Source organism: Clostridium sp. J1101437_171009_A5 (assembly GCF_015547905.1).
Classification (GTDB): Bacteria; Bacillota; Clostridia; order Oscillospirales; family Oscillospiraceae; genus Pseudoflavonifractor_A; species Pseudoflavonifractor_A gallinarum.
Window position 1 is genome coordinate 23,220 of record NZ_JADMVY010000006.1, and the last position, 26,355, is coordinate 49,574.

Genomic DNA, 26,355 nt, shown 5'->3' on the forward strand with positions numbered 1-26,355 from the left:
CCCAAGTGTATGAGTACATATTAGTCGGTGTCCTTCCTTTGCCTTTGTGCGTTCGCCTTGATAATGAGCGATTCTATTTCTGAGTATCTACGGCGGGCAAGATACCCTTTGTCACTCAAAAATTGAAGCACGGGGGCTTTTTTCATCTCTATTTGATTGTTTGCCAATAAGTCAACGATTAAGTCATCGAAGCTGTCAATACCTGCAGAGCGCTTGACGATTGCACCAGCACATTCGGTCCCATTAAAGCTGCTGTGCAGAAGCATATATTTTTGACTGTAGCTCGCCACATAATGCTCCAACAAGAAGATGTTCCAAGGGAATCCTACATAGGGAAATGCGCCGAAGTTTGTCGCTTCCAGCAGAGGAATATACTTTCCCATGCAGATACGATCCAAAGCCTCATCCATTGCTTCAACGGGAAAATAAGCGGCAGTTTTTGCTACAAACTGATCTCGGCTGATTCGCAGGCTATTTTCGTAAATCGCCTCAAAATATATGGGAGTTGCGAGGTTATTTGCCAAACTCTGAAGCTCGGACAGCGTGAAAGTATCATGACTTCTTGCATATTTTGCAAACACATCTGCCATCGAAAGCTCCTGGCCCGAGTGGCTGATAATATTTCCCTTGAAGGAAAATTTATCGCCTAATTTTGCCTTTAACGCATCCCGAAATCCATACATAGAGAGGATGTGATTCTCATCTATGATATAGGGATATTTCGCACGGATTGCGTCATGGAGCTCATTGCCACCAATAAAATCTTTCTCGTCAATGGTTCTCTGGATAATTTCGGAAATTCCGTCCAGTTCTTCATCGGACAAATGGACGATACTTTCGTGAAAGTATTCGCTGCGGCCGTTGTTGACGAATTCAACATTGCTGGCAAGAATAAACTTTATCTTACTTTGCGGGAGATGCGGCAGAGCAGCAAAAATCTCATCATAAGTCGCCGGTCTGCCATAGTCTTGCAAACAAGAACGAACTTCAGATAGCGGGTCCATGCTAACATCTGGCGTCTTCGATATAAAACTTCTGTTGATGAAGAATCTGCCGTCTCCTATAAAAGTCAGGTACGACTTCAACATATCAGCATCGTGGATATGGTAGTCCAAGAACGCATCGGAAAATTTGGCAAAAATCGCTTGATAGTAGATAGCGGATTTACCGTCCGCAAAGGCGGACTCGATGTAATTTAGCAATTCGTCCTTTAGTTCTTCGCTCAACATGACATCCGGGAGAAATGCTTTTCCCTCGTAAATAATGCAGAGCTGCTTGATTTTTTTGCTAATGTCATCATCAGGATCAGTTAGCTCTCTATCATGGGTTGCCGTGTAATACCTCTTGAATTTGCGTATCTCAAGAGGCGAATCCATGCGGAATCCCTTCTTGAAATATTGCCTAAGAACCTCCTCATAGCCTTCATCTCTGTAGGTTTCTGTCGGTTCCGAATCGTCCTTTACATGTGCAGCCCAAGTCAGGTCTGAGCCAACAAATCCGAGAAATTTCTGTATGGCTGCACGGAAACGGTTGTGCTGCCTTGCATTGTAGGAAAGAAACTCCGCATTGCTTAAGAGCAACTGAATTGTCTCCTGTGCCGTTTGTTTGTCCGTTGCGTAAAGCTGCCAGGAGGCCAGTTGGTGTTCTTGGGCAAATGCCTCACAATTGTTTATCGCAGAAGCATAGCTCCGGCAGGTGGCATCAGCCATGTTCAGTTTTTCAGATAGATAGCGAGAGAAGCTTCTGCTATTGATCTCACAAATCGCATCGTTTTCAAACGACTTTCTTTGATGGACTTGTTCAAAGGTTTCCTTCTCTTTTTTTCTATATGTGATAACAATATTTTCGCAGTCTACACTACATAAGTCCAAGACATAGCGAATTTTTGCTGCAATATCGTTTGCACTCAAATTGGTTTCCAGCATATATGCGGTTCCCGGTATAGGTTTAGGAGCAATCATAAAACTGTAATTATCATCACTCGCAAGTTCGATTCGGCCAGATTTTTGCGCAAAAGACATTCCTGGCTTGAATATGTGCGGATAATCTTCCATCACAGAAGCCATCACAGCAACATAGAGAGCTGTCCACGAATCGCCACACACTTTTCGCTCACCAAAGTAACTGAACCGCTCTGGCTTCGTGTATGCCAAGTCAAAGTCCGCATGAAAATCAATTTCAAAAGTTGTGTCCTGACTATGTGAACTCTCCGTATTGGAGGTATCTGATTCGATTGCAGGAGTGTTTTCTGAAAAGATGTAGGAATCTCCAATATTTGATGCCCAGCTCACATTATCGAGAATCTCCTCAACAATAGCGGGACGAGCAATATAGTTAATAGCCTCACATATCTCTCGAATTGTGACTCGCTGACTTTCGGGAGAGTCTTTCAGTGCATTATAGATTTGATTATATACAGCAGGGTGTTTTTGCAACAACCTTTCGTCTTGCTCGGTTTTTGTGTATGTAGTAATAGGAGATTCTACCTCGGCCATCTCTACATTGGGCGGGCTTTGATTCGACATTTCATGATCGATGGTGCTACGATCTTCAACAGTTTTTCCATCAGTAATGCGGGCGTAAAGACCTTCTTTTATGTAGTTATAGTAATGCTGTCCCGCATCAACAATCTTATTTATTTGCCGTCTACGGGTTATTCTGAAGATTTTGTTCTGTTCAATGGTACGTTGCACTTTTTTTATGGTTTCAAAATCTGTTGTCTCGAACAGTGGATTCTGTAGGACTTTTATTTTCAGACAAAAAGTTTCTATTTCAGAATAACATCTATAAAACTCCGACAGCTGTGCAGGAGACACTCGTTCAGCAAGATACCGCATGAAGTCGTCTTCAACGGTTTTTCTATTGCTTATCATTGCCCTTGCCTCCTTCAGTAATTTTTGGTACTCATCATAGGATTCATGATACAAACCTGCAACATCTGCAAAAAGTTTGGTGGCTGGTTTGAAAACTGTGCGACCGAGATACGCTGACTCCATGCTTTTCATTTGAAATGAAATACCATTTGTATTGCGGTACACTTCATCAACTTCCATACCTCGATGAAGTGCCATTGCTCTTAAGTCACGAGATACTGCCTTAATTGCGTCCGAGCGTGTGAGTTCGCCTTTCATAGAGGTAAGAAGCCCTTCTAATAGGATGGCTGCTTCATATTTATCCCAAGACGGTTGCCTCTCTACCATACATAACTACTCCCTTGAAGATGTTCGGTTTTCTTAATTGCATTGCTTTATTTTGGCTCTTTTACATATTCCATAATATCGCCAAAATCACAATCGAGGGTTTCACATATACGACCTAAAATAGCGAGATTTACCGCTTCATCTCGCCTTAACTTTGTCATCGTATTCGGCGCAATATCTGCGGCCTTTCTCAAATCCGCTTTGCTCATTTTCTTGTCTACAAGCAACTTCCACATACGGTTATAAGATAGAGCCATGCATTCTCTCCTTCTTTCAAGCAGCAAATGTATTTTGTAAGGCAATTCTCAAAAATGCATAATACGACATTTTAATTTATATTTTACCACTAATGTCCGGCTCTTTTCAAGAGAATCTCGCAATTTTATGCGAGGCTTGTGCGACTATTTGAGATAAGTCGTAAATTTGTTGAGGTATTTCCATATCGGAGCACTCCACAATACTCCTGCGGCTATTTCTTTGTTTAGGCGGTTTATTTTTTGCGTCAGCTCATGGGGCTGTAGCACCGCCGGTTCTGGTAGCTCCGGAAGCGTCGCCTGGGGCGCAGCCACTGCGGGTGTTGGGCTTGGAGCAGATACTTCCTTGTCCACCGCCGTTTGGAGCAACACAGCGGCCCGCAGGGCGAAATTGGCGGTAATCGCTAAGTCTATAGCAATTTGTTTTTCATTCCGATTCCTCATCAGATGCGAAACGAGCACCCACTCTTCTGGTCCGACAGGAGAATGAGCGCTCGTTTTCGTCGTTGTGTAATTCTGCCGAGAGCCTCCACGCCAGTTCAAAACCGGCGATAAAGCTGTCGAGGGAGGTCTGTTCTCTGATGGAGTCCTGGGCATCGATGATCCGCAGCACCAGTCTTCGCTCCGGCTTTTCCAGAGCTGCAATCAACGCCTTGTGGCACTCCTCCACTTCGTTCTCCTGTTTTTCAATCTCCGGGTGGATATAAAAGTGATCATACAGCTCTTTGAGCAGTTTGTTTTCCACCGTCATCATCTCCTTGTGACCCAAACATATACCACACCTTCCGTAGAATAGCTATCAGAATTTCAGGAGATTATCCAGAATATCTGCCGCTTGCCGCAATTCCTCCTGAGACGCTTCACCGGGGCTGTTTTCGCTTTTGGCGGCGTGGATGGTCAGGTAGGGAGCGTAGTTCTGCCGCGTCATTGAAGTTCGGAAATGCCCCAGCATTTGAGAAACCTCTTTCGTGCCCATTCCGTTTTGCAGAGATAAGACGGCGCAAGTGTGCCGGAGATCGGCGAACCGAATGTGATCCAGCCCGGCCTCTTTGATGACCTCATTGTGTATCCGGCGCACCATCTGGGGCGAGTAGGGCTTTTGTGTGGCCGGGTGCATGAACATGAGCGGGCTGCTGGGGTGCCTGGCGTGCTCCGCGCGCAGGAGCTCAACCGCTTCTGTGGTCAGGCTGATGGTTCTGGTGCCGCCTTTGTGCTCCACCAACTCCCGCCGTTCCACCGAGCGGTTCTCCGAGATGGTCAGCGTCCGTTCCTCCACGTCCAGGTCACTCCACTTCAGTGCGATCAGTTCGCCTTGCCGCAGGCCCGCCGTCAGTGCCAGCAGAAACATGGGGAGGTGGCCCAGCCGCTCCGCCGCATCCAGATAGTCCTCCACCTCTGTCGGCGTCAGCACATTGGCGCTGACCTTCTTGGGCTTTGGATAATGAAACGCACGGGCGGGATTTTCTGCTATCAGGCCATCCCGGATCGCCTGGTCCAGACATTGCTGGAGCAGACGGTGGATGTGCCGCATGGTGTGTTCGCCCAGCCCTGGGTATTCGGGGCTCTCCGGGCGGTGACCGCCAAAGAGTTTTCTCTCTTTCAGAAAATCTCCAACCTGCTCCGCCGTCAATTCAGAGAGCGGTATGCCCCCCAATCCGGGGAGGATGTGGTTTTTGAAGAGATAACCGTGGGCTGCATAGGTGGTTGGCCTGCTTTGGTTCTTGTCATAGGCCTCCTGCCAGTGGAGGATATACTCTCTCAGCGTCATATCCCCACCTCCATGCATTGGCGCTGCAAGTTCCGGAAAGCCACCCATGGCAGACCGGCCTGTTTCAGTATCCGCTTATGCAGGTAGTAGAACTCGTGGAGCTGATACGGCGCTCTGGTCTTGGGATTGAGAAACACATAGCAGTCGATTTCCGGTATCTGTTCCAGAAGATGTTCCGCCTTACGGTTGAGGGCCAGCAGTCGATGTCCCTTGAGGATATACCGGCAGCGGATATGAAAATCGGCCCACGACAAGGTGATGAGTTCACATTGCCGCAGGCCGCTGGAGAGTCCTGTGTAGATAAGCGGGAGCACGCCAAGCCGTTCCGCCGCGTTCAGATACCGCTGGAGCTGCCCCAGGCGCAAGGGGGCCGTTTTATATTCCTCTGCCTGCGGTTCCTGGCAGAACCGCACCGTGTTATAGGGGATAAACTGGTCACGGGCTGCTTCGTCCATACAGCGCCGCAGGAGCAGGTGGACGCACCAGACGCTTCTGGCGCTGAGCCCCTGGCTCCGCAGACTGTCGTAGAATCTGGTGACGGTGTCTTCGGCCAGCTCCACCAGTGGGATGCACCCGATTCCGGGGAGGATGTGGCGGTAGATCAGGTTGCGGTATCCGCCCACGGTGCTCCCGCTCCATCTGCTCTGGTTCTCGCAAAACCAACGGTCGCACCACTGGCCTACGGTATAGCTGTTTTCTTTCTGCATATCGTCGCCTCCTTTTGGCAACCGAACAATACCACAGAAAAAAGGAAATAGCTACTACTTTATCGCCCTGTACAGGTCACATCCATCTCCATAAGCTGCGGAACCTGCCAGTCCCGTATTCTTTGTTTAGGCGGCGCATATTTTGTGCCGCTTGCGGCCGCTGGCCACTTTACGGCTCTGTCTCATAGGGCCAGGTGTTGATGCCGCCGAATTCGTAGATGCTGGTGTAACCCAATTCGGCCAATGTGGAAGATGCGGTCTTACTGCGGTTTCCGCTGCGGCAGTAGACCAGCACCGTGGAGTCCTTTTCCGGGATCACCTCGGCGGCAGTTGTTTCGTCAATGGTACCAACCGGCAACAGGACAGCGCCGGGGATGTGGCCGCTGTCGTACTCGTCCTGCTCCCGCACATCCAGGATGATGACCTCCTGGGAGTCCATCATCTCTTTGGCTTCTTCCTGGGTGATCTGCTGGTAGGAGCCGTCGGTGGCATTTCCGCCGCATCCGGTTAGCAACAGCAAAAGGGAAATGAGTAGGGGTAAGATTCGTTTCATTTGAGTTCCTCCAGAAGTTTGGTAGCAAAGGCTTTGTGCCCCTGCTCCGTGAAGTGTACGCCGTCATAGGCCAGAGGGATGTCCCACCTTCCGGCATCGGCAAAGCGGACGCCCAACTGCTCCGCCAGATCCTGACAGAGCCGGGCGAAGGTATGGGAGTCATCAATGAGCTGTTGGCTTGGCACCCACGCTCCCAGGGCCACCGGCGGCGGTGCGATCAGCAGGATCTTAACTTGATCCAGGGATATGCCGGCGAGGAACCTCTCCAGCCGCTCGGCGGCCTGCTCTGGGCTTCGCCCCTGAAGCAGATCGTTGGTCCCCAGCATGACGATCAGCAGATCTGTGTCAGCAGGAAAGGTGGGAGCGGCGGATGGAATCTCGCGGCCGTTTTGTCCCATGTTAGAGATCGTCCATCCGGTCTCCGCAGCCAGGATGTCCACCCATCGGTTGTCTGCCTCATACCGCCCACCGAAATAACCTCGGGGGTCATATCCGTAGGTATTGGAGTCGCCGAAGCAGATGACGTTCATCCTATGCATTTCCTTTCTCTGTATGTTCGCATTCTCCAATGCAGAGAAGAAAGCTTTCACCTAATCTTTCTGCCCCTTCGATTGCTTTAGCCTTATTAAAATCTCCTCATCCGCTGGGCAAAACACAAATTGATCAATCTCATCCACCGTAATCCAACGGATGTCATTGTGCTCAAGTTTCTGGGGGACACCCTCCCTGATGGCAGCATGGAACAGTGTCAAATGAACCGTCAGATCCGGGTATTCGTGCGTTACATCCATGAATACCTCGCCCACATTCAGCGTGACGGCCAACTCCTCTTGACATTCCCGAATGAGCGCCTGTTCCTTGGTTTCGCCTGGCTCTACCTTGCCACCTACAAACTCCCATAGCAGCCCTCTGGCCTTATGGGCTGAGCGCTGGCAGATCATAAACTTGTCCTGATTCCAGATCAGGGCTGCGACTACTTCGGTAACACTTTTCTGACTCACGTCAACAACTCCCTTTATTCGCTTCTGACACTATCTGGATTTTATATCTACTCTCCATTAGAAAATTTGCTCTCATTTTTACAGCACTTAGTATAACTGGATTTTCAGGAGTCGACAAGAATTCATTGGAAAACATCAGCAAAACTTTCCCTGTTTTATTTATGCCTCTTTACTCGCCTTTTCTTGTTATGATAAAATCAGTTTAGCATAATTTTTGCCCAATGAGCAGGACTATGGGCCGGATTTCAGCCAGGGCCGGTTCCGCCACGAGATCTACCTGAGCGATGTGCGGCGGTGCCAGCCGGGAAAGCTGAAAACCGTCATCCGACAGCCCATCAAACGGACGGAGTGATGGAAGAGATGAACACGATCATTCGCGAAATACGCCCGGAGGAATATACCCTTTTGCGGGAATTTCTCTATCAGGCCATCTATCTCCCGAAAGGCGTGGAGCCGCCGCCCCGGTCCGTGGTGGATCGGCCGGAACTGCAGGTCTATATTGAGGGCTTCGGCACACGTCCCGGCGACCATTGTCTGGTTGCTGAGGTTAAAGGAAAAGTGGTAGGGGCGGCGTGGTGCCGCATCATGGAGGACTACGGCCACATCGACAACGACACCCCTTCCCTGGCCATCTCATTGCTGCCGGAGTATCGCGGAAAAGGCATCGGGACACGGCTGTTGAACGATCTTTTGCTCCTGCTCCAGGAGAATGGATACCAGCGGGCATCCCTCTCCGTCCAGAAGGAAAACCCGGCCCTGTGCCTCTACCAGCGAGCGGGCTTCCGAATCGCGGCAGAAAAGGGTACGGAATATCTGATGCTTTGGGATGCTGCCCAGGCGATGGAGCAGGAGAATATGGATATGGACGCAGAAAAACAGCGGGAAAGTAAGATCCAGCAGTGGTTTTCCATGTGGCTGGACAAGGCGGATACGGGCATTGAGGATCTCTTCGCCACCGACGCCGTCTACATCGAGAGCTGGGGGCCGGAGTACCACGGCAGTGGGAAGATCCAGCTGTGGTTTGACGAGTGGAACACCCGTGGCACCGTGGAGCGGTGGGACATCCGGCAGTATTTCCACAAGGGAGACCAGACTGTGGTGGAGTGGGTCTTCCGGTGTGCCATGACGGATGGCACTGTCCAGAGCTTTGACGGGCTCTCCCTCATCCGCTGGAACGAAGCGGGACAAATCTGCTTTTTGCAGGAATTCGGGTGCAACGAAAACCGCTACGACCCCTACGTCCAGGGGGACACCCCGGTGTTTCGGGAGGAACCGGCACTGTGGTTTTAATGGAGGGAGTGACATGAAAGGCTTTACCAGAGAAGAGGTTCGCTTCTCCCTGTACGGCCTCAACTGTGCCCTCTGCTCCATGTATCTGGGCGGGTACTGTCCCGGCTGCGGCGGCGGGGCAGGCAACCAGAGCTGCACCATCGCCAAGTGCTCCCTGGCCCACGGCGGGGTGCCCTTTTGCTGGGAGTGTCCGGAGTACCCCTGCTCCCGCTATGAGGGCTTCGACGATGGGGACTCCTTCGTCCCCCACCGGAACCGGCAGCAGGATATCGCCCGTGCCCAGGAACTGGGGCTGGAGGCGTACCTCGCTCAGTTAGAGGAAAAGCGCGCCATATTGGACGCACTTCTGGCGGGCTACAACGACGGCCGCCGCAAGACGCTCTTCCATACGGCGGTCTATCTTCTGCCCCTGGGGGAATTACAGTCCGTGATGGCTGACTTGGACAGCCGGCCGGAACTGGCCGGACAGCCAGTCAAGGAGCGGGCCATGGCCGCCGTGGAACTGCTCCAGCAGGCGGCGGACCGCCGGGACATCAGCCTGAGGCTGAACAAGAAAGCAAAGAAGGGGTGAGTTTATGCCGACTTCCAAGGTGACCGTCCACTTCTCCTGCCCGGTGGAGCGGGTGTGGCAGGCGGTGACTGACCTTTCCAACACCGCCTGGCGCAGCGACCTCAAACGGGTAGAGGTGCTGGACGAGGCCCACTTCGTAGAGCACACCAAGAGCGGCTATGCCACAAACTTCACCGTCACGGCCTGTGAGCCGCTCCGCCGCTGGGTTTTTACCATGGAGAATGGCAATATGTCCGGCTCCTGGGAGGGGATCTTCGAGACGGTAGAGAGTGGCACCCGGCTCCATTGCACCGAAACCGTCAACGCCAAGCGCTGGTGGATGCGCCCCTTTGTACCCGGTTATCTGAGGCGACAGCAGAGGCTGTACTTGGACGATCTGCGGCGGGAACTGCAAAAATAGGGGCTGTTAGTTTGCGTTGCTTGCGGCAACGGGCCGCTTTGCCTACAATGGGGGCGAAAGGAGTGAAGCCCAATGCTCAATGAAAACATCAAAGCCATCCGGAGATCCAAGGGGCTCTCCCAACAAGAGCTGGCCGTCAAGCTGAACGTAGTGCGGCAGACCGTTTCCAAATGGGAGCAAGGCTTATCTGTTCCAGACTCCGACCTGCTCATCGCTCTGTCGGAGGCGTTGGAGACGCCTGTCAGCACGTTGCTGGGAGAAACAGTTGCAGAATCGGAGGCGGACGAGGTAAAGGCTCTCGCGGAAAAGCTGGAGGTCATCAATCTGCAGTTTTCCCGGAGAAAAGCCCTGCGGCGCTCGGCCCTCCACTGGGGGCTTATCGCGGTGTGCGTGGGCATCCTGGCTGTGGCCGTCATTTTAGCGATGGTGGGCAGCCCTTACCTGGGTTGGGATTACAGCGCCCCGGAGACCGCTGTCATGGGGGTAGCCATCCACGCCTTTGAATGGGGCTTTGTCCGGCTGGCCCCCTTCGTCCTGATCGCGGCGGCAGGCGTTTTCCTGACGCGGAAAAGAGGATAGAGGCTACAAAGGCCCCTGGCAGAAGCCAGGGGCCTTTGTAGCCTTAGTTCACTAAATCTGCCACCGCAGCTCGCAATTCTACTGCCGGTGAGGGGTTCAACATCTGGGGTATCAATGGTTCGCATTGTTGCCGTTTCTACGACCGTGTACGACATCGGAAGATTCACAAGAGTGTCCATGTATCATCTCCATTGTATGGTAGTACAATAAATACAGAAGGTTCCTACGCAGAAACATCAATTAAAAACAGTTTTCCCGATTTTAATATTGATTTACTGGTGGCTGATTGGTATAATAAAAGCATTAAAAACGGAATATCTGTGATTATCATAAAGGAGTGTGCCTATGAAGCTCTTAAAAATACGAGCATCCGGAATTCCTCTTTTTCAGGAATACTGTGAAATCAATTTTTTGGCCCAGCAAAGAGTAACGGAAGACAATGCAGAAAAAATGAGCCTCATATTCTGCAACGGAACACAGGGATTCTATCAAAATAATGTCTTATCCGTGATTGGAATCAATGCATCAGGTAAGACTACCATTTTGAAACTCATTACCTTTGTGTGCCGGATGCTTAATAATGAACCGCTTAACAGCATTGATTGTGTGGATGTTTTAGACGGATTGGCTGAGGGCGACAGAGCCACGTTCGACACTTACTTTTTTGCTCACAATCGTGAGACTTTTCCCCGGTCGGAAGAGGGAGCTGTCAATTTCCTGCGAACAGTCATCACCAAACAGGAAAACAAACTGGTCATTGTATATGAAACGCTGAAATCCAAGTCGCTCTCCAGCATAAAAAGCAAGAAAACGCTCTTTGATTTTGATGGCGTCGAAATCAACCTGTCCAGAAGCATGAATAATGTGGAATTCCTCTTGGATGACGTAAGCATTATGGTGGCCTTCAACAAGAGAAACCGGGAGCAGATTACATTTTCAGAGCTGCTGCGCTACACCAACATCAATCAACTCAGCCTCAAAGAGGATTGTCCTATTGAACTCATCACTTTTTTTGACCCAAGCATTGAATATCTCAGGATGGAATCCAAATCAAACGGAATGGATATTCACCTGAAGTTTAAAGGACAGGATGAATTTTTGCTTAAACAGTTGGCGGAATTGGACAGATACCTCTCCTCCGGAACCATCAAAGGTATCAATGTCTTTTGGAAGGCGATGGAAACCTTTCAGACTGGCGGATACCTTATCGTGGATGAACTGGAGAACCACTTTAACCGCGAGATCGTCTCCACTCTAATTCGTTTTTATATGGATAAAAAGGTGAATCCCCGCGGGGCTATGCTTATCTTTTCCACACATTACCCGGAACTTTTAGATGAGTTTGAGCGAAACGATAATATCTATATTGCGCGGAACCGCCAGGGAATTACAGCGGAAAACCTCTCCAACATACTCAGCCGCAACGACATTAAAAAAAGTGAGGCCTACCAGAGCGGTTTCCTGGATGGCACAGTTCCTATGTATGAGGCATTTATGGATTTGAAGCGCTCTATCATACAAAGCCGCAAGGAGATCGAATGATGGAACTTTCAAAATATATTGCCTGCATCTGTGAAGGAGCTGCTGAACAGGCTGTGATCGAACTTTTGCTGGACAGTAACAAACTGATTTTCCGTTATGATGATATGTTGGAAAATGAGGTAATTCGCTGCCGCAGCGCCCAGAAATTTGAGGAACGATACTTGAGGAAAGGTTTTACTGAAAAGATCACCATTCTTCGGATTCTGGATTCCCACAGGGAAAACTTTAACCTGAGTAGAGCATATCGGGGAAAGATTGATGTTATCAACATTGTTACCGCACCCGAGATCGAAATGCTGATGATCTATGCAGAAAAAAAGTATGCGCAGTACAAGCGTTCCGGAAAAAAACCAAGTATTTTTTGCAAAGAGGATTTGGGGTACTCTAATGTCAAGAGCACTGCTTTTGTAAAACAGTATTTCCAAAATATTGATGTCCTGATTGCTGCCATCAGGGAACACAAGCGGGTTGCCGCCGTTCAACGAGGTGAGTATACATTGGCGGATCTACTTCAGGAATAACGCCTGCACTACCGTGCCATCCCCTGATAGGAATGACAATATGGGGGCACCCTTTCGTCATTCTCCGAGAAACAGTTCGTTCTTCTTGGGCACGCCGCAGATCTTCTTCATCTTGCATGCGGCAACCGCTGTTAGGATAGGGCTGATGCTTCGTGCATGAGCCGGACATATGCTGGCGCAGCGCATACAACTGATGCATGTTTCATGAAAGGCAATGTATGGCTAATTTATTTATTATCGGAAACGGATTTGATCTTGCTCATAATATGCAGACAAGTTTCAATCAGTTTAGAGATTATTTAGAATCGAACTATCCTGGAAAATATACAGAATATCTATATGTACCAGAATCAGTCATTGGCAATCACGGAGAAGAGATACAAAAGGAAGAAGAAGTCGTTGACCTTATTACATATCTGTTGAATCAGGTTGCACCTGATGATGATAAAGAGCCACAAAAAAGAGATTGGAGTGAAATAGAGTATCTTCTTGGAAAACTGAATTTGTCTGAATGCTTTGAAAATGTTGAACCTCAATACGACCGCGAGGGAGATCGAAATTATTCTTGGGAACGTACCAATGCGGAAATTATATGCAGAGATATGGCACTGGCTATCTCTCAAATTAATTATCTTCTATTAGAATGGATACGTAATATCAAGGTTGCATCTGTTCCTCTAAAGCAATTTAGAAGAATAATCAATCCAACTGAGGATTTATTTTTTTCGTTCAACTATACTCGAACTTTAGAGAACCTGTATCAATGTTCAATAAAGAACATATGTCATATTCATGGTATAGTCGCTGAAAATTCTTGTGCCCAACAGGATTCACTTATTTTAGGACATTGTGGGAAACTCAGTTTTTTGGATGAGAGAGTTCCTTACGAAATGGAAAATGATTTGCAAACTATTTATGAAAGTTTAAGAAAAGATACTGCACAACAGATGTCGCTTCATAAAAGCTTCTTTAGAAAAATTTGCAGGTCAAAAATTGATAAAATATATTCTTTTGGCTTTGCGTTTGCAGATGTTGATCTTCCATATATCGAAAAAATATGTAGTTTGATAGATACCCGAGATATCACATGGCACTTGAATGATTATGATTGCATTCAAAAACGAAAAGAATATCAGAAAAAAACTGGAAAAATGTGGATTTCAAGGTAAATTTGGTACATTCACAACCAAGTAATCCATACTTTTTAGGATGTAATTTTTTGGGGCTGTTCATGCGTACGAGAGCCGTAGCTTGGGCCAATGAGGAACATCATCATGAAAATTCAACTTGCAAAACCGGAAAATATTGACGCCTGGATGACGCTGGTGGAACAGATTCGGGATGCTTTTCCCGGTTTGGAAACCGCCGAAGCGATGGCGGAGCATCGGGCCACTGTCCTGCAATTCATCCAGGCGTCTTCCGCCATCTGTGCATTGGAGGCGGGTCGGGTCGTGGGCGCCCTGCTGTTCTCAAAGGAAAGCAGTATGCTGTGCTTTCTGGCGGTGGATCCCGCTTACAGAAGACGGCATATCTCCCGGCAGATGGTGGACTTCATGCTGACGCAGATGGACGCTGGGAAGGACATCACCGTCACCACCTACCGGGAGGGTGATCCCAATGGAATTGCCGCTCGAGCCTTCTACAAACGGCTGGGCTTTTGCGAGGGCAGGCTGACGGAGGAGTTTGGCTGTCCGGTCCAGGAGTTTATCTTGAAGCGCTGACTCGCTGGACAGGTGCGGCCACAAGAATTGTACACAGGACGGGCCCTCGGCGAAAAGCCGAGGGCCTGCTTCATCTTCACTTCACCCAATAAGCCACCGCGTCCCGCAGGAAGCGGGCGCAGCCGGGCACCTGTTTGTCGTAGTAGGCGGTGAACCGCTCGTCCATCACATAGAGCTCCGCGATCCCCCGGTGTCTGGCCGGGTCGTATCGGTTCCCAGTGATGGTGAGCCACCGGCGATGGAGGGCGGTGATTTCCTTGCCTTCCTCCCCCTTCGGGGAGAGCCCGGCCTGGACGGCGGCCTCCAGCTGCTCCTGGATCTCCCGGCCCAGGTCCATCCATTCCTGGTACTGCGCCTGGGTCAGCCCCATCACTGCGGCGTTGGCCTCGTCAACCTCCTGGTCGCCGTACTTGGCGCGGATCTCCGTTCCGTAAGCTTCCTCATTATGGGCTACCGTGCGCCGCTTGAATGCCTCAAATTTCTGCTCGTCGCTCATGATCTCGTTCCTTTCTTCCGCTCCGATGGTGTCTTTCACCGACCGGATCAACTTTTCCAGCCGCTCCCGCTCTGCCTCCAACGCGGCCAGGTGGTTTCGCAGAGCGGCCAGACGGTCAAAGGAGGGATCGTCCAGACATTCCTTGATCTGGGCCAGCTCCACCCCGAGGGCCCGGTAATAGAGAATGTCCTGCAGCCGATCCACCTCCGCCCCGCCATAGTAGCGGTAGCCGCTCTCTGCCACTCGGCTGGGCTTGAGTAGGCCGATCTGGTCGTACCATCGCAGGGTGCGGGTGGTCACCCCGGACAGGCGTGACAGCTCCTGAATGGAATACTCCATAAACATCCCTCCTAACGGATACTGTACCAGTTGACGGAGCGTCAAAGTCAAGGGAAACTTTCCAATTTGACGCATCTTTCCCAGCAGCCAATTTCCATATTTCAAAACCAAGATCTGTAGTATAATAATAGCACATACATATCCGTACAAGGAGGCATCGCGATGCGCAAGAATTTTGGAGCCAAGCCCTGGACCTATCCCCAGCCGGTCTTTATTCTGGCCACCTACAATGAGGACGGCACCCCCGACGCCATGAACGCGGCCTGGGGCGGCATCAGCGAAGAGAAGGAGCTGAGCATGTGTATCAGCGCCGAGCACAAGACCACCGCCAACATCCTGGCCCGCAAGGCGTTCACCGTGAGCATGGCCACAGCGGAGCAGACGGTGGCCTGCGACTATGTGGGCATCGAGTCCGGCAATAAAGTGGCGGACAAGGTGGCAAAGGCCGGCTGGCACACCACCAAGTCGGAATTTGTGGACGCGCCCCTCATCGACGAGCTGCCCATGGCGGTGGAGTGCCGCCTGGTAAGCTACGACCCGGATAGCTGCTATCTGGTGGGCGAGATCGTCAACGTGAGCGCCGACGAGTCCGTGCTGGGCGTTGACGCGAAGATCGACCCGGAAAAGCTGCGGCCCATCACCTTTGACCCCATCCACAACGCATACCGGGTGCTGGGCGAGAAGGTGGGCAATGCCTTCCGGGACGGGGCCAAACTGAAATGACCGGCTGATTTGCGCTAAGACAGGAACGAGGGGCAGAAGGTGTAGCCTTCCGTCCCTCGTTTATTTCGACCGCAGATTACCGCCGCCCCTTCTTCTGCCGCTTGCGGAAGTCTTCCTCAATGGCGTCCTTCCAGTGCTCATCCAGGGGCGCGCTGCACCGGACGGCGGCCACGGCCTGACCCACCACCTCGTAGTTGAGGCGGGTTCCCTCGCTGTCGCAGTGGTAGTTCACCGCCCGGTCGGGGGCGATGCCCAGATATCCCGCCGTCTCCACCGCGTCGATGTTGGACCCCAGGAAGAGAAACTCCCAGCCATACTTCTCTTTCTGGCGCCGGATCATCTCCTTCACCTTTTGGGCCGAGTAGCGGCGGCTGGCGTTCTCCATGCCGTCGGTGGTGATGACGAAGAGAGTGTGCTCCGGCACATCCTCGCTCCGGGCGTACTTGTGGATGTTCCCGATGTGGCAGATGGCCCCGCCGATGGCGTCCAGCAGGGCGGTGCAGCCCCGGACATCGTACTCCTTGTCGGTGATGGGCTTGACTTCGCTCACTTTCACCCGGTCATGGAGTACCTCGCTCTGGTCATCGAAGAGGATGGTGGAGACGTAAGCTTCGCCGGGTTCCTTTTTCTGCTTTTCGATCATGGCGTTGAAGCCGCCGATGGTGTCCCCCTCCAGCCCCTGCATGGAGCCGCTGCGGTCCAGGATGAAAACAAGTTCCGTCAAATTCTTTTTCATAACAAATCCCCCTATGCTGTGTTGTTTGGCTTACAAGCACAGTATAGGGGGATTTGTATATTCAGCGGTCGCTTGGCGGGCGACAAATTCCAACAGGGGTACAAAGTCCTGCCCAGTTCTTTGCCACAGAGTGATACACAGCTTCCAATATGGACATATGGGCCTGGTGAGCAAATAGGAAATAATAGCGATTTGTAAAACGATAATATTCTAAACTAAGTACACCGTCTGCCTGCAAATGGTTCTTCTGAAATTCCAACATTTTTTGTACACAGACCTCTTTTGAATCAGACTGTGGCCGATGATGGTACAAGATCACACTTTGCCCTCGGTTGTAGTAGTCCTTAATCTCTTGCCAGGTAACATGTTTTTCCTTAGTAGAACCATCCTGGTGCATCTTTACTGTTTCGAGGCCGTTATCTGGATCGAGAAAGACGATGTCCATTCCATTGGTAGCCTCCAACGCCGCCTTGTGCCACTGTTTTCGGCCAGCCGCTGTCAGCGGTTCAGCAAAAAAGCGGGCATTGAGGATATTGCTCTTTTCCACAGCCTCAATGGTTCGATTTTTCTTTACAAGATACGACAGACAATCGAACAACTCCGGATCATACCGCCGATATGTATCTGGCTTATATAGATAGTCCGTAAATTTTCCGTCTTCCTGCTTGCCTGAACGAGTGGGGATCACTCGGTACCAGTTGACCGCCAACCGAAGGCCGGCGGCAGTCACATTTCGCAAAAGACCGTACTTTCCGTAATCTCCAATATCTCCAACATAGTTATCTTGCATGCGGTCATCCTCCCAGCAGGCTCTGGTCAAAGGCGAACAGGGCCTCGTTGATCTCGAAGATGTTGTAGTTTCGGTGGGCGATGAAATACTCCACGATAATGTCGAACTTGCTGGCGTGGGAGAAGGCAAAGCCCGCCTTCTCCAGCATCTCCCGGGCCTCGGCCAGCGGCAACTCCAGGGCTACGGCGAAGGCCATGGCGGTGGGCTTGGAGGGCTTGTAGTGGACATCGGAGCGGATCTTGGAGAAGAGCTTGCGGTCGATATTGGCCTTTTTGTAGCACTGGGCGTCGGTCATGCCCCGCTCATCGATCTTGCGCAGCAGCATCTGGGAAAAACTCTCGTCCAGCTTGCTAAGGGCCTCGTCCAGGCTGGAAGGGGCTGCGGTACAAGGAGCGGGGGTACACTCTGTCTCCTCCATAGGCATGGAGGCCAGGGCCATCCGGCGGCGCTGGTTCTCATAGCGGTCGGTGTGGGCCTCCACATAGCGGTCGTCGATGTAGGCGGCGATGTCGGCAAAGAGCTTTCCGCCGATGGTGTAGGCGGTTCGGTCGAAGATCACCAGATACACCGTCATGTCGTGGGAGAGCAGGAACTCCCCGATAGTGTCCACCGCCACCTTCAGCGCCTGATCCTTGGGGTAGCCGTACACGCCGGAGGAGATCAGCGGGAATGCCACAGTTTCACACCCGCCCGCCAGAGCCAGCTCCAGAGAGGAGCGGTAGGCCGAGACCAGCAGCTCCCGCTCCCCGTGACCGCCGCCCCGCCAGATGGGGCCCACGGTGTGGATGACAAACTTCGTCGGCAGGCGGTAGCCCTTTGTGAGCTTGGCCTGTCCGGTCTTGCAGCCGTTCAGGGTGCGGCACTCGGCCAGCAGCTCCGGCCCGGCGGCCCGGTGGATGGCCCCGTCCACACCTCCGCCGCCCAGCAGGCTCTCGTTGGCGGCGTTGACGATGGCATCCACCTTCATGGTGGTGATATCGTTTCGTACAATTTGCAGGGGCATGACGGCACCTCCTCGCGTTCTGGTGTTATCGTACCACAGATGGGCCTGCCTGGCAATCCGGCGAAGCGGGGAGGGCGGGTTGCTCACCCCAGTATTTCCGTTCAAACAGCCTTCTTGTCATTCTAATCATTCTTGTCATTCCCGTGACAAGAAACAACCGCCATACCTTCGCCGCAGGCGAAAGCGGTTATTCTTTGTTTATGCGGCGCATTTCCTGCGCCCCCCTCTGTGGTGGCCCGGCTTACTATCGCCACTCACCCCGGACGGAACTTCTTTTAATATACAGAATCCAATCCCACACCCATCCCAAAAGGAGAAAGTTTTGCTTGAAACACGCAGGGCAAAAGAGTGTCAAAGAGGAACTGCCGGAGCAGAGGAAAGGGCTAAAGAGGGCGGTAGAGTGCTGGCTGAAGGTTCAGACACACGTTTGGGAGCAGGATGCCGCAGGTTCGAATCCTGTCACTCGGACCATGCGGAGTGTCCTTATAGGATCTGAGTATCCTACAAAGGACACTCCGCATTTTTTATTGTCAAAATTGGGGCAGCGCCGTTTTCATCGAAGAGCAGCCGATCCTGGATGCACAGGAGCTTTACCTTGTGCCGGGTAAGCAGGTCAATGTAGCTTTGGGTCATGCCCCACTCCCGGCCTATCCGGGTCAGGTTATGGACTAACACCACATCCACCTTGCCAGCGACAACGGCCTCGGTCACTTTCTGGAGCGCCGGGCGGTCTAATGTGAGCCCGCTGTCATATTCGTCCGTAGCGCCGATGATGGTATATCCCGCCTGCTTTGCGTAGAGCTGAAGCAGAAACCGCTGGTGTTCCAATGCGAAAGAATCGTCATGGGCGACACGGCAATAGAGAAATGCTCTCATATCCCACACCACCTTTACACCGCCGGGGCGTAGCTTAATGCTACGCCTTTTCTCGTTTCCAGCAGAATATCCCGCTCGGGGATTTTCCGGCGATCCGGCACCTCAAAGGCACCGATGCAGTTGTAGTGGATCGTCACCCGCTGATTGGTAACGCCGTCCTCCTTGACCGCAGGATAGACCTCGATATACTGAATAAGCTCGGCAACCATGCGCTTGGTGATGGTTGTGGCGTCGGTGTAGCGGCGCACCGTTTCCAAAAAGGTATCCATATCCATCCGCTTATCTTCCAGCTTTTTCAGTTCCAGTCGCAGGGCTTTGATCCGCCCGGCATTCTCACCTTGCTCCTGTTCGTACCGCTTAGACATTTTGGCAAACCGTGCATCGTCGATCTTGCCGGACACATTGTCCTCATAGAGCCGCTCAAAGAACATATCCAGTTCCTTGTCCCGAGCCAGCAGCCCGTCCAACTCCCGCTTCTTGCGTACCCGGTCATTTTCCGCCACCTTTGCCGAGCGCCCTACCATCGCCTTGATAAAGTCGTTTTCATACTCATTGGCAAAGCAGGCCAGCCGGTGTATCTCGTAGAGCACCACCTGCTCCAAGAAGTCCAGCCGGATATAATGGGTAGACGAGCATTTGCGGAGCCCGGAATTGTGGTTCTGGCAGCTAAAGAATTTAATATCGTGGTTGCCCTGGTTAAAATGGAAATTCAGATTGCCGCCGCACTCCAGGCATTTCAGATAGCCGGAAAAGACGCTGGGCTCTTGGGTAACGGTGGGGCGCTTGCGCCGTGTCCCGGCTTTTAACGCCTGCACCTTTTCCCAAGTTGGCCGGTCAATGATAGGCTCATGGACATTGAGGAAGATGGCCCGGTTCTCCTCCGGGTTCTCAATCCGACGCTTCATTTTATAGGATTTGGAATAGCTTTTGAAGTTGATCACATCACCGCAGTATTCCTGCGTGGTCAAAATCTTCTTGATTGTGGTGTGTCCCCATTTTGTGGGCTCCACGGTGCTTTTGGAGCCGCCTCTGCTTGTACCCCTGCTGCGCCAGTAGTAGGTCGGGTTGACGATCCCATCTTCACCGAGGGCAGCGGCGGTTTCAGCCAGCCCGTACCCGTCCAGCGCCATGCGGTAGATACGGCGTACCACCTCGGCGGCCCCCGGGTCAACGACCCAAAACCGGGGATCGTCCGGGTTCTTTATGTATCCGTAGGGCGGCGGCGAAAACGGAATCCCAGCGTTACCTTTCATCTTATTGACGATCCGGCGCTTCTTGGAAATGTCCTTGGCGTAGTACTCATTCATAATGTTCTTGAACGGGGTGAAATCGTCCTCACCCTCGTCGCTGTCCACGCCATCGGAAACGGCCACCAGCCGCACATCATGGAGCGGGAAAAACTCCTCGGTGAGCTTGCCCACCTCAATATAGTTCCGACCCAGCCGGGAGAGGTCTTTCACGAACACCGCCGAGATGTATCAGGCCTCGATTGCGGCGATCATTTTCTGAAAGCCGGGGCGTTTCATGGTGGTGCCGGTGATACCGTCATCCACAAAAAAGATGGTGTCCGTATAACCTTTGTCCTTGTAGACGGGCGCGACAATGAATTGGATTTTGCCGACTTGATAGGTGTATTCCTCCTTGACGGGTACGGGATCTTCCATGTGGGGCCTCCTTCCAGAGCGATACGAAAACAATGACCGACAGTCCCCCTTTGGGCAAGCAGGGTCGCCAGTTCGGGATCATACTTCATGTCGGTTTCCTCCTTGATAAAAGTTTCGGGAGCGCCACGCTCATTTCCTTGGCCCGTCATAAGACAGCAATACTCAACATGATGCTCCCGATGGGGCGACGACCCGGAGGGGCAAACGGCCAGCTTGTCCAACAGCTCCCCGCTCTATGGCTCGGGGCCACCGCTATTCAGTTGTTGATCGGATGTAACTCCTCTCATATACCAAGGCCAAAAAACATCCCAATGCGGGGGCAACTTACAAAACTTTTTTCAAATATTTTTTCATGCTCTCCAAACCGAGCTTCACGGACTCCCGCACCGAGCTTTCATTGACACCTTCGGCCATAGCCCCCTCCTGATGACTCTTGCCGCGGATCACACAGGCGTCCACTCGGCGGCCCTGCGTTTCGGGCCAGGAATTGAAGATGGCAAAACAGCTCCATGCGTTCCAGCAGCTACTGTGGGGTGGGTTCAGAAACGCAGGCAGAGTATTCAACCCCGTCCTCACACTCGAGAGAATACTGCGCTTTGTTGCGGACGATCCGCCGCTGATAGGCAGCCTCATACAATTTGTTTGCCCGGAGCTCGTCGGCCACTTCTTTGGAAACCTCTATGTATTCGTCGTGGGTGTACCACGGATAAAAGTCTTTCAGATTGATAGTCGTCATTTGTAATTCCTCCGTTCAGATAGTTGGGGTGAATGGCGATCTGAACGAATTGCGGCGGGGATCGGCAGCACGGGCCGTCTTTGTCTACTTCGGGCCAAGTTGTCCCAAAGTGGACAAAACAAAATACGCCTGCATGCCGCAACGACACACAAGTGCACGATGTTTTATTGCTTTTTATAGACTGCTGCATTTCATGTTCAATGCCGAGCCGATCCTGTTGTGATGGCAGGCTTTTTTTGACAGGTTAGGGGGATGGAAAATGAAAAAGGACACGGCGATACCTCCCGGGCACCGCCGTATCCTTAAAGAAGGGCGACTTTAACACTCCCCCGTAACCTCATTTTTCAAAAAGAAAACGGCGGCCTTGATTTCTCAAAACCGCCGCTGTTCTTGCGTGAATATATGCTGCTGTACGACGGTTTTTTTCTTTTGCCGTCGTACTGCAGTGATGTTTTTATTTTTTGTGCTCCAGTCTCAGGTCAAGTCCTTCTCCTCTGCTTGGAAGATAGACAAAAATGCAAAGATCAAAGAAATAACGGTAAGCACGGCTGAAACAACCACATTATTTGCCATTGTTAAGTCCCCAATATTGGCCTGTGTCAAAAGGATGAGCAGGAAAGATGCTACGATTGTGGCTTTGGCCGATTTCATTTTCATCCCAATAAACAAGGAAATGAAGCTCATGGTAACAATGGTAATAGACTTTACAAGCAGCTGAATGTAGAAGCTCACACTAGTCATATCATAGTCCAACGGGAACGAAGATACCCTAAATTGCGATCCCAGCAGTACGACTCCATAGAGCAATAGCTTGGTCAAAACCAGTGCTGCAAAGTTAAAAATCCAGACAGCCAGCATCTGAGACACCAGAATTTTTTGGCGCTTGATGGGATAAGAGAACATCAAATCCATAGTTTTATTCTGGTATGCGCTCACGATGAAGGTGGACAGCATAACTCCTGTAAATACCAGAAACGACATACTGCTGAACAATTCAATGGGAGCCGATATGGTACTATTACCCGGTGCTGCATCCGGTACACCCGTCTCCGGATCATTTGCAATTCCCAGGTAGCACAGCGCAAACATAAAGATGGAAAGCAGTACGGCGAGAATCACCGCATTTCGGATATACTTTCCAATGTTAATTTTCTGCCATTCCAGACGAATCAATTTCAACATGAGCGATCCACCTCCCCGGTCAGCTTCAAAAAGTAATCTTCCAAAGTCTCGGTATTTCTGCCGATGAACAACACTTCCACATCGTTTAGTGACAGAGCCTTGGAAAGCTGACTTGTGGATGCCTCTGGATCGTAAATGCGGATTGTTCCTCCCTCCACGAGCTTGAAATTGGACAGACCCAGTTTTTCACTCAAAACATAGACAGCTCTTTTTTCATCCAAAACAGTTACTTCGATATAGTTGAGATTGCTCTCCTCAATATCACGCATACTGATTTCTTTCCGCATCCGTCCGTGGTGGATAATCCCAACCGTATCCGCAATACTTTCAATCTCCGAAAGAATGTAGCTGGAAACCATAATGGTTATCCCGTATTCCGTACAGAGTGTTTTCAGCAAATCGCGGATCTGCTTCATTCCTGCCGGATCGAGGCCGTTGGTTGGTTCATCCAAAATGAGAAGCTCTGGCTTGCACATGATGGCCCGTGCAATCCCAAGACGCTCTTTCATGCCCAACGAATAGCGTTTGACTGGTTGGTCGGCGGCGGATGTCAAATCCAGAATCCGCAGCGCCTCCTCCACGCTGTTGACATTGTAATAGCCCATGTACTCCCCGTGGAGCCGCAAATTTTCCCGCCCGGTCATGTGGTCGTAAAAGGTGGGAAATTCGATCATGCTACCCATTCGTTTCAGCACCTCATAGGATTTTGGCGTTAAGATCTCTCCAAACAATTCGATCGTGCCGCTGGTGGGTTTCCAAAGGTTGGTCAGCATTTTCATCACAGTAGTTTTACCTGCCCCGTTTGGGCCGAGAAAACCGTATATCTCACCCTTTCGGATGTGAAGGTCAACATCCACAACCAGCTCTTTTTCGTCGATCCGTTTTGTGAGCTGGTTGGTTTGTAGGATATATTGCATTGGGGTGCCTCCTTTCATACTGTGTATTATAGGAAGTCCGTTTTTCAAAACTCTTGAATAATCCTTACAAATTCCTTTCGTAAAAAATGACCTATATTCAATAGGTCATTTTCTTTAATGTGACGGTAAACACCGTTTTTACATTGGGCTGGCTGGTCAAGGTAATGTCACCGCCCAACTGTACCGCCAGATTTTTTGCAATCGTCAGCCCAAGTCCATTTCCCTGCATCCGTGGATTACGGGAATCTTCCATTGTAAAGAGGCGGTCAAAAATCGTGTCGGCAAACTCCTTTGGGATGCCCCGTCCTCTATCAATAATATCAATATATGCGTTTTCCTCGTCAGAACGCAGAACCATTCCCAGATATTTTCCGTCCGCTCCATATCGGATGGCATTAGAAATCAGATTGAACAGGATACGCTGCAAGGCATCCGAATTGCTCATAACAAAAACGGGAGCGTTTGGAATGTTAACTTCAATCTGAAAATCCTGAGTAGTGAGCAATTCATAAAAACTGAGGATGTTTTCGCTGCATATCTCATTCAAATTCAGTTTGGAGCGTTCCAGCTCTGTATCTCCGGCTTCCAGCTTTGCCAAGGTAAAAAATTGAGTAATCAACTCCATAACGCGGTGGGCAGTAGACTCTACCTTCCCCAGCATTTCCTGGCGCGGATCACCGCTTACCCGCATGATCTCCAGATAGCCCAGGATCACGGTCATGGGCGTTTTGATGTCATGAGAGATATTGGATAGCATCCGCTTTGAGGCCAGCTCCGAACGCCTATAATCTGCCCTCACCTTTTGACGATCCACCAAAAGCCGGTTGATTTGCGTTGCCAGGGAAATCAAGCTGGGATTATCGGTGAAAACCATTACTTTCTCGTCGCTGTCTGTGTCCAGAATTTCCTCCAGCTTTTGGCTGATCCCATTCAGCTTGGCCTGGGTGCCTGTCCGAAATGCAAACTGCTGATAGACAATCACACAGACTAAGATGGCCACACAGATGGATAGAAAGAAAATAATCGTTGCCTCACTCATGTGGGTTCTCCTAACTTATATCCAATTCCCCAAACTGTAAGTACACACTCCGGGGAACGGGGATTATCTTCGATTTTATTTCGCAGTCGGCTGATATGAACATTTACCGCATTTTCGTCCCCAACATACACATCATTCCAAATGAGAGAATAGATCTGCGCCTTGGTATAGACCCGTTTAGGATTTTGCAGAAGCAGCTTTAGAATATCAAATTCCTTGGCTGTCAGTTCCAGTAAGACGCCGTTTTTCGTCACGGTATGGTTGGATAAGTCCATTTTGAGGGAACGAAAGATAAGCTCCTCCGGCGCCTGAATCGGGGCTGCATATTCTGTTGTCCGGCGGATATTCGCCTTCACCCTCGCCAGAACCTCAACCACGGAAAACGGCTTTGTAATGTAATCATCCGCGCCCAGACCAAGTCCCAAGGTCTTATCCACTTCCGTATCCTTGGCGGAGATAATAATGATCGGAACGGTGCTGCTTTTGCGGATATGCTTCATCACATCCATACCGCTGATTTTGGGTATCATAAGATCCAGCAATACGATGTGGTATGTGTTGGAATCAAACTTTTGACAAGCCTGCTCCCCGTCGTATGCACAGTCCACTTCAAAATTCTCGGCCGTGAGGTAGCCTCCCAGCATCTCACATATCTCCAAGTTGTCCTCAACAAATAGTACTTTCATAACGCCCTCCAAGCAGGGTTTTTCTTTGTATGATCGCTAAGTTGGTGATATTCCTATGGGCTTATTATAGTGACGAAAAAGAGCCAACGCAAGGATGGCACGAAGAAACTGACAATTACATGGTAGCTTTCATTGGAACAGCGTACTACCAGCAAGCAGGGCAAGTGTGGCCACACCTGCTATTTTTTGCAGTCCGAGGGGACCGCAAAAACGCTTGTTGGGGAGCCTCCCCAAACCCGGCGATAAAGCTGTCGAAGGAGGTCTATTCTGTGATAGAGTCCTAGGCGTCGATGATCCGTAGCACCAACTTGTGCTCCGGCTTTGCCAGTGCCTCGATCGACGCTTTATGGTACGCCGTCACTTCTTCCTCCTGCTCGGAAAGTTCCGCTGGGGTATAGAAACAATCATACAGCCCCTTGAGCAGTTCATTTTCCATTATCATCGCCTCCTTGTGACACAAACATATACCACACCTTCCGCAGAATATCCATCAGAATTTCAGGAGGTTATCCAGAATGTCTGCCGCTTGCCGCAATCTCTCCTGAGACGCTTCCGTGGGCTTGTTCTCGTACTTGGCGGCTGGGCATACCAGATAGGGGACATAGTTCTGCCGTATCATTGCGGTCCTGAAGTGGCCCAGCATCTGGGAAGCCTCTTCCGTGTCCATTCCATTTTGCAGAGACAGGACGGCGCAGGTGTGCCGGAGATCTGTGACCCAAATGTGGTCCAGTCCGGCCTCTTTGATGATTTCATTGTGAAGAAATGTTGCCTGACCAAAGGCCACACCACCTGCATAGATTGCGAGGAATATAGCCGCTACGAGATTTTTAAATTGTTTTTCGACCATCCCGGCTACAAATATCCCAAATACAAGCAGGCACTGAAGTTCATCCGCGCCCATGATGACGCTGCCTTCCCGAAAGCGGCAGAACACTGGAAAAATGCATATAGCCAGTACCTTGAGCAAGATCGCTGAAATAGGCAGTAGTGCCCGCTGAACATCCATGGATGTCAGCGGGCGATATTCTTTGATTCTCCCAGTCCAACCAATAGTTGCCGCA

33 protein-coding genes and 1 pseudogene are annotated in these 26,355 nt (G+C 50.8%); 10 read left to right on the forward strand and 24 right to left on the reverse strand.

What is annotated here, in order from left to right; translation table 11 throughout:
• Positions 1–20: 20 nt before the first annotated feature.
• The 9 genes from I2C21_RS09410 to I2C21_RS09450 all read right to left on the reverse strand — a co-directional run bounded on the left by I2C21_RS09410 (position 21) and on the right by I2C21_RS09450 (position 7,483).
• Positions 21–3,200 carry a hypothetical protein gene (locus I2C21_RS09410; RefSeq protein ID WP_195279125.1) on the reverse strand — a complete coding sequence of 1,060 codons (3,180 nt, stop codon included), beginning with the start codon at positions 3,198–3,200 and terminating at the stop codon, positions 21–23.
• A 47-nt stretch (positions 3,201–3,247) separates the two neighbouring features.
• Positions 3,248–3,436 (reverse strand): helix-turn-helix domain-containing protein, encoded by a 189-nt coding sequence (locus tag I2C21_RS09415; protein ID WP_286167253.1) that lies wholly within the window; start codon positions 3,434–3,436, stop codon positions 3,248–3,250.
• 165 nt (positions 3,437–3,601) lie between these two features.
• Positions 3,602–3,898 (reverse strand): hypothetical protein, encoded by a 297-nt coding sequence (locus tag I2C21_RS09420; protein ID WP_195279126.1) that lies wholly within the window; start codon positions 3,896–3,898, stop codon positions 3,602–3,604.
• Positions 3,882–4,205: a DUF6809 family protein gene (locus tag I2C21_RS09425; protein ID WP_353654797.1), complete on the reverse strand. Its 324-nt coding sequence runs from the start codon at positions 4,203–4,205 to the stop codon at positions 3,882–3,884. The genes I2C21_RS09420 and I2C21_RS09425 overlap by 17 nt, the downstream gene beginning before the upstream one ends.
• A gap of 48 nt (positions 4,206–4,253) precedes the next feature.
• Positions 4,254–5,222: a tyrosine-type recombinase/integrase gene (locus tag I2C21_RS09430; protein ID WP_195279128.1), complete on the reverse strand. Its 969-nt coding sequence runs from the start codon at positions 5,220–5,222 to the stop codon at positions 4,254–4,256.
• Positions 5,219–5,929, reverse strand: coding sequence for a tyrosine-type recombinase/integrase (locus I2C21_RS09435; protein ID WP_195279129.1), 711 nt, complete (start codon positions 5,927–5,929; stop codon positions 5,219–5,221). Before I2C21_RS09435 ends, I2C21_RS09430 begins: the two co-directional genes overlap by 4 nt.
• A gap of 169 nt (positions 5,930–6,098) precedes the next feature.
• Positions 6,099–6,482, reverse strand: coding sequence for a rhodanese-like domain-containing protein (locus tag I2C21_RS09440; RefSeq protein ID WP_195279130.1), 384 nt, complete (start codon positions 6,480–6,482; stop codon positions 6,099–6,101).
• Positions 6,479–7,012, reverse strand: coding sequence for a GDSL-type esterase/lipase family protein (locus tag I2C21_RS09445; protein ID WP_195279131.1), 534 nt, complete (start codon positions 7,010–7,012; stop codon positions 6,479–6,481). The genes I2C21_RS09440 and I2C21_RS09445 overlap by 4 nt, the downstream gene beginning before the upstream one ends.
• A gap of 60 nt (positions 7,013–7,072) precedes the next feature.
• Positions 7,073–7,483, reverse strand: a complete 411-nt coding sequence (locus I2C21_RS09450; protein ID WP_353654794.1) for a (deoxy)nucleoside triphosphate pyrophosphohydrolase — start codon at positions 7,481–7,483, stop codon at positions 7,073–7,075.
• Between the two features lie 214 nt (positions 7,484–7,697).
• Here I2C21_RS09450 and I2C21_RS09455 point away from each other — a divergent pair, with 214 nt between their 5' ends.
• The 7 genes from I2C21_RS09455 (at position 7,698) to I2C21_RS09490 (ending at position 12,386) form a co-directional block, all read left to right on the forward strand.
• Positions 7,698–7,835: a hypothetical protein gene (locus tag I2C21_RS09455; protein WP_286167254.1), complete on the forward strand. Its 138-nt coding sequence runs from the start codon at positions 7,698–7,700 to the stop codon at positions 7,833–7,835.
• An 8-nt stretch (positions 7,836–7,843) separates the two neighbouring features.
• Positions 7,844–8,773, forward strand: coding sequence for a GNAT family N-acetyltransferase (locus tag I2C21_RS17915; protein WP_502709455.1), 930 nt, complete (start codon positions 7,844–7,846; stop codon positions 8,771–8,773).
• Positions 8,774–8,786: 13 nt separating this feature from the next.
• Entirely contained in the window at positions 8,787–9,344 is a 558-nt protein-coding gene (locus I2C21_RS09470) for a DUF3795 domain-containing protein (RefSeq protein ID WP_195279132.1), read from the forward strand.
• A gap of 4 nt (positions 9,345–9,348) precedes the next feature.
• Positions 9,349–9,744 carry an SRPBCC family protein gene (locus I2C21_RS09475; protein ID WP_195279133.1) on the forward strand — a complete coding sequence of 132 codons (396 nt, stop codon included), beginning with the start codon at positions 9,349–9,351 and terminating at the stop codon, positions 9,742–9,744.
• A 72-nt stretch (positions 9,745–9,816) separates the two neighbouring features.
• Positions 9,817–10,323, forward strand: coding sequence for a helix-turn-helix domain-containing protein (locus I2C21_RS09480; protein WP_195279134.1), 507 nt, complete (start codon positions 9,817–9,819; stop codon positions 10,321–10,323).
• A gap of 345 nt (positions 10,324–10,668) precedes the next feature.
• Complete coding sequence (locus tag I2C21_RS09485; RefSeq protein ID WP_195279135.1) at positions 10,669–11,865, forward strand: AAA family ATPase; 1,197 nt, start codon at positions 10,669–10,671, stop codon at positions 11,863–11,865.
• Entirely contained in the window at positions 11,865–12,386 is a 522-nt protein-coding gene (locus I2C21_RS09490; RefSeq protein WP_195279136.1) for a hypothetical protein, read from the forward strand. The genes I2C21_RS09485 and I2C21_RS09490 overlap by 1 nt, the downstream gene beginning before the upstream one ends.
• Positions 12,387–12,443: 57 nt before the next feature.
• Here I2C21_RS09490 and I2C21_RS09495 read toward each other — a convergent pair whose 3' ends face one another.
• Positions 12,444–12,602, reverse strand: a complete 159-nt coding sequence (locus I2C21_RS09495) for a 4Fe-4S binding protein (protein WP_353654798.1) — start codon at positions 12,600–12,602, stop codon at positions 12,444–12,446.
• A 2-nt stretch (positions 12,603–12,604) separates the two neighbouring features.
• Here I2C21_RS09495 and I2C21_RS09500 point away from each other — a divergent pair, with 2 nt between their 5' ends.
• Both I2C21_RS09500 and I2C21_RS09505 read left to right on the forward strand, forming a co-directional pair.
• Positions 12,605–13,555: a bacteriophage abortive infection AbiH family protein gene (locus I2C21_RS09500; RefSeq protein ID WP_195279138.1), complete on the forward strand. Its 951-nt coding sequence runs from the start codon at positions 12,605–12,607 to the stop codon at positions 13,553–13,555.
• 105 nt (positions 13,556–13,660) lie between these two features.
• Positions 13,661–14,107 (forward strand): GNAT family N-acetyltransferase, encoded by a 447-nt coding sequence (locus tag I2C21_RS09505; protein ID WP_195279139.1) that lies wholly within the window; start codon positions 13,661–13,663, stop codon positions 14,105–14,107.
• Between the two features lie 76 nt (positions 14,108–14,183).
• Here the strand turns inward: I2C21_RS09505 and I2C21_RS09510 are convergent, their stop codons facing one another.
• Entirely contained in the window at positions 14,184–14,942 is a 759-nt protein-coding gene (locus tag I2C21_RS09510; protein ID WP_195279140.1) for a MerR family transcriptional regulator, read from the reverse strand.
• 162 nt (positions 14,943–15,104) lie between these two features.
• On the opposite strand from I2C21_RS09510, the gene I2C21_RS09515 reads away from it, so the two are divergent.
• Positions 15,105–15,665 carry a flavin reductase family protein gene (locus tag I2C21_RS09515; protein ID WP_195279141.1) on the forward strand — a complete coding sequence of 187 codons (561 nt, stop codon included), beginning with the start codon at positions 15,105–15,107 and terminating at the stop codon, positions 15,663–15,665.
• Between the two features lie 76 nt (positions 15,666–15,741).
• On the opposite strand, the gene I2C21_RS09520 is transcribed toward I2C21_RS09515, so the two are convergent.
• The 13 genes and pseudogenes from I2C21_RS09520 to I2C21_RS17580 all read right to left on the reverse strand — a co-directional run bounded on the left by I2C21_RS09520 (position 15,742) and on the right by I2C21_RS17580 (position 26,300).
• Positions 15,742–16,401 (reverse strand): vWA domain-containing protein, encoded by a 660-nt coding sequence (locus I2C21_RS09520; RefSeq protein WP_195279142.1) that lies wholly within the window; start codon positions 16,399–16,401, stop codon positions 15,742–15,744.
• A 61-nt stretch (positions 16,402–16,462) separates the two neighbouring features.
• The gene (locus tag I2C21_RS09525; protein WP_195279143.1) at positions 16,463–17,191 is read right to left on the reverse strand and encodes a hypothetical protein; all 729 of its coding nucleotides are present in this window, start codon (positions 17,189–17,191) and stop codon (positions 16,463–16,465) included.
• Between the two features lie 4 nt (positions 17,192–17,195).
• A complete protein-coding gene (locus tag I2C21_RS09530) occupies positions 17,196–18,194 on the reverse strand; it encodes an O-acetyl-ADP-ribose deacetylase (protein WP_195279144.1) in 999 nt (332 codons plus the stop codon).
• A 501-nt stretch (positions 18,195–18,695) separates the two neighbouring features.
• The gene (locus tag I2C21_RS09535) at positions 18,696–19,070 is read right to left on the reverse strand and encodes a recombinase family protein (protein WP_195279145.1); all 375 of its coding nucleotides are present in this window, start codon (positions 19,068–19,070) and stop codon (positions 18,696–18,698) included.
• 14 nt (positions 19,071–19,084) lie between these two features.
• Positions 19,085–20,530: a recombinase family protein gene (locus I2C21_RS09540; RefSeq protein WP_353654795.1), complete on the reverse strand. Its 1,446-nt coding sequence runs from the start codon at positions 20,528–20,530 to the stop codon at positions 19,085–19,087.
• An 18-nt stretch (positions 20,531–20,548) separates the two neighbouring features.
• Positions 20,549–20,734 (reverse strand): recombinase family protein, encoded by a 186-nt coding sequence (locus tag I2C21_RS17575; RefSeq protein ID WP_235964362.1) that lies wholly within the window; start codon positions 20,732–20,734, stop codon positions 20,549–20,551.
• A gap of 324 nt (positions 20,735–21,058) precedes the next feature.
• Positions 21,059–21,470: pseudogene (locus I2C21_RS09550) on the reverse strand (sigma-70 family RNA polymerase sigma factor).
• 474 nt (positions 21,471–21,944) lie between these two features.
• Positions 21,945–22,652, reverse strand: coding sequence for an ABC transporter permease (locus I2C21_RS09555; RefSeq protein ID WP_195279146.1), 708 nt, complete (start codon positions 22,650–22,652; stop codon positions 21,945–21,947).
• Positions 22,646–23,569, reverse strand: coding sequence for an ATP-binding cassette domain-containing protein (locus tag I2C21_RS09560; RefSeq protein ID WP_195279147.1), 924 nt, complete (start codon positions 23,567–23,569; stop codon positions 22,646–22,648). The genes I2C21_RS09555 and I2C21_RS09560 overlap by 7 nt, the downstream gene beginning before the upstream one ends.
• Before the next feature lie 97 nt (positions 23,570–23,666).
• Positions 23,667–24,608 (reverse strand): sensor histidine kinase, encoded by a 942-nt coding sequence (locus tag I2C21_RS09565; RefSeq protein WP_193539002.1) that lies wholly within the window; start codon positions 24,606–24,608, stop codon positions 23,667–23,669.
• The gene (locus I2C21_RS09570; protein WP_193539001.1) at positions 24,605–25,294 is read right to left on the reverse strand and encodes a response regulator transcription factor; all 690 of its coding nucleotides are present in this window, start codon (positions 25,292–25,294) and stop codon (positions 24,605–24,607) included. Before I2C21_RS09570 ends, I2C21_RS09565 begins: the two co-directional genes overlap by 4 nt.
• Before the next feature lie 280 nt (positions 25,295–25,574).
• Complete coding sequence (locus I2C21_RS09575; RefSeq protein ID WP_193539070.1) at positions 25,575–25,730, reverse strand: hypothetical protein; 156 nt, start codon at positions 25,728–25,730, stop codon at positions 25,575–25,577.
• A gap of 54 nt (positions 25,731–25,784) precedes the next feature.
• On the reverse strand, positions 25,785–26,300 hold the full coding sequence (locus tag I2C21_RS17580) for a site-specific integrase (RefSeq protein WP_286167255.1): 516 nt from the start codon (positions 26,298–26,300) through the stop codon (positions 25,785–25,787).
• Positions 26,301–26,355 lie beyond the last annotated feature (55 nt).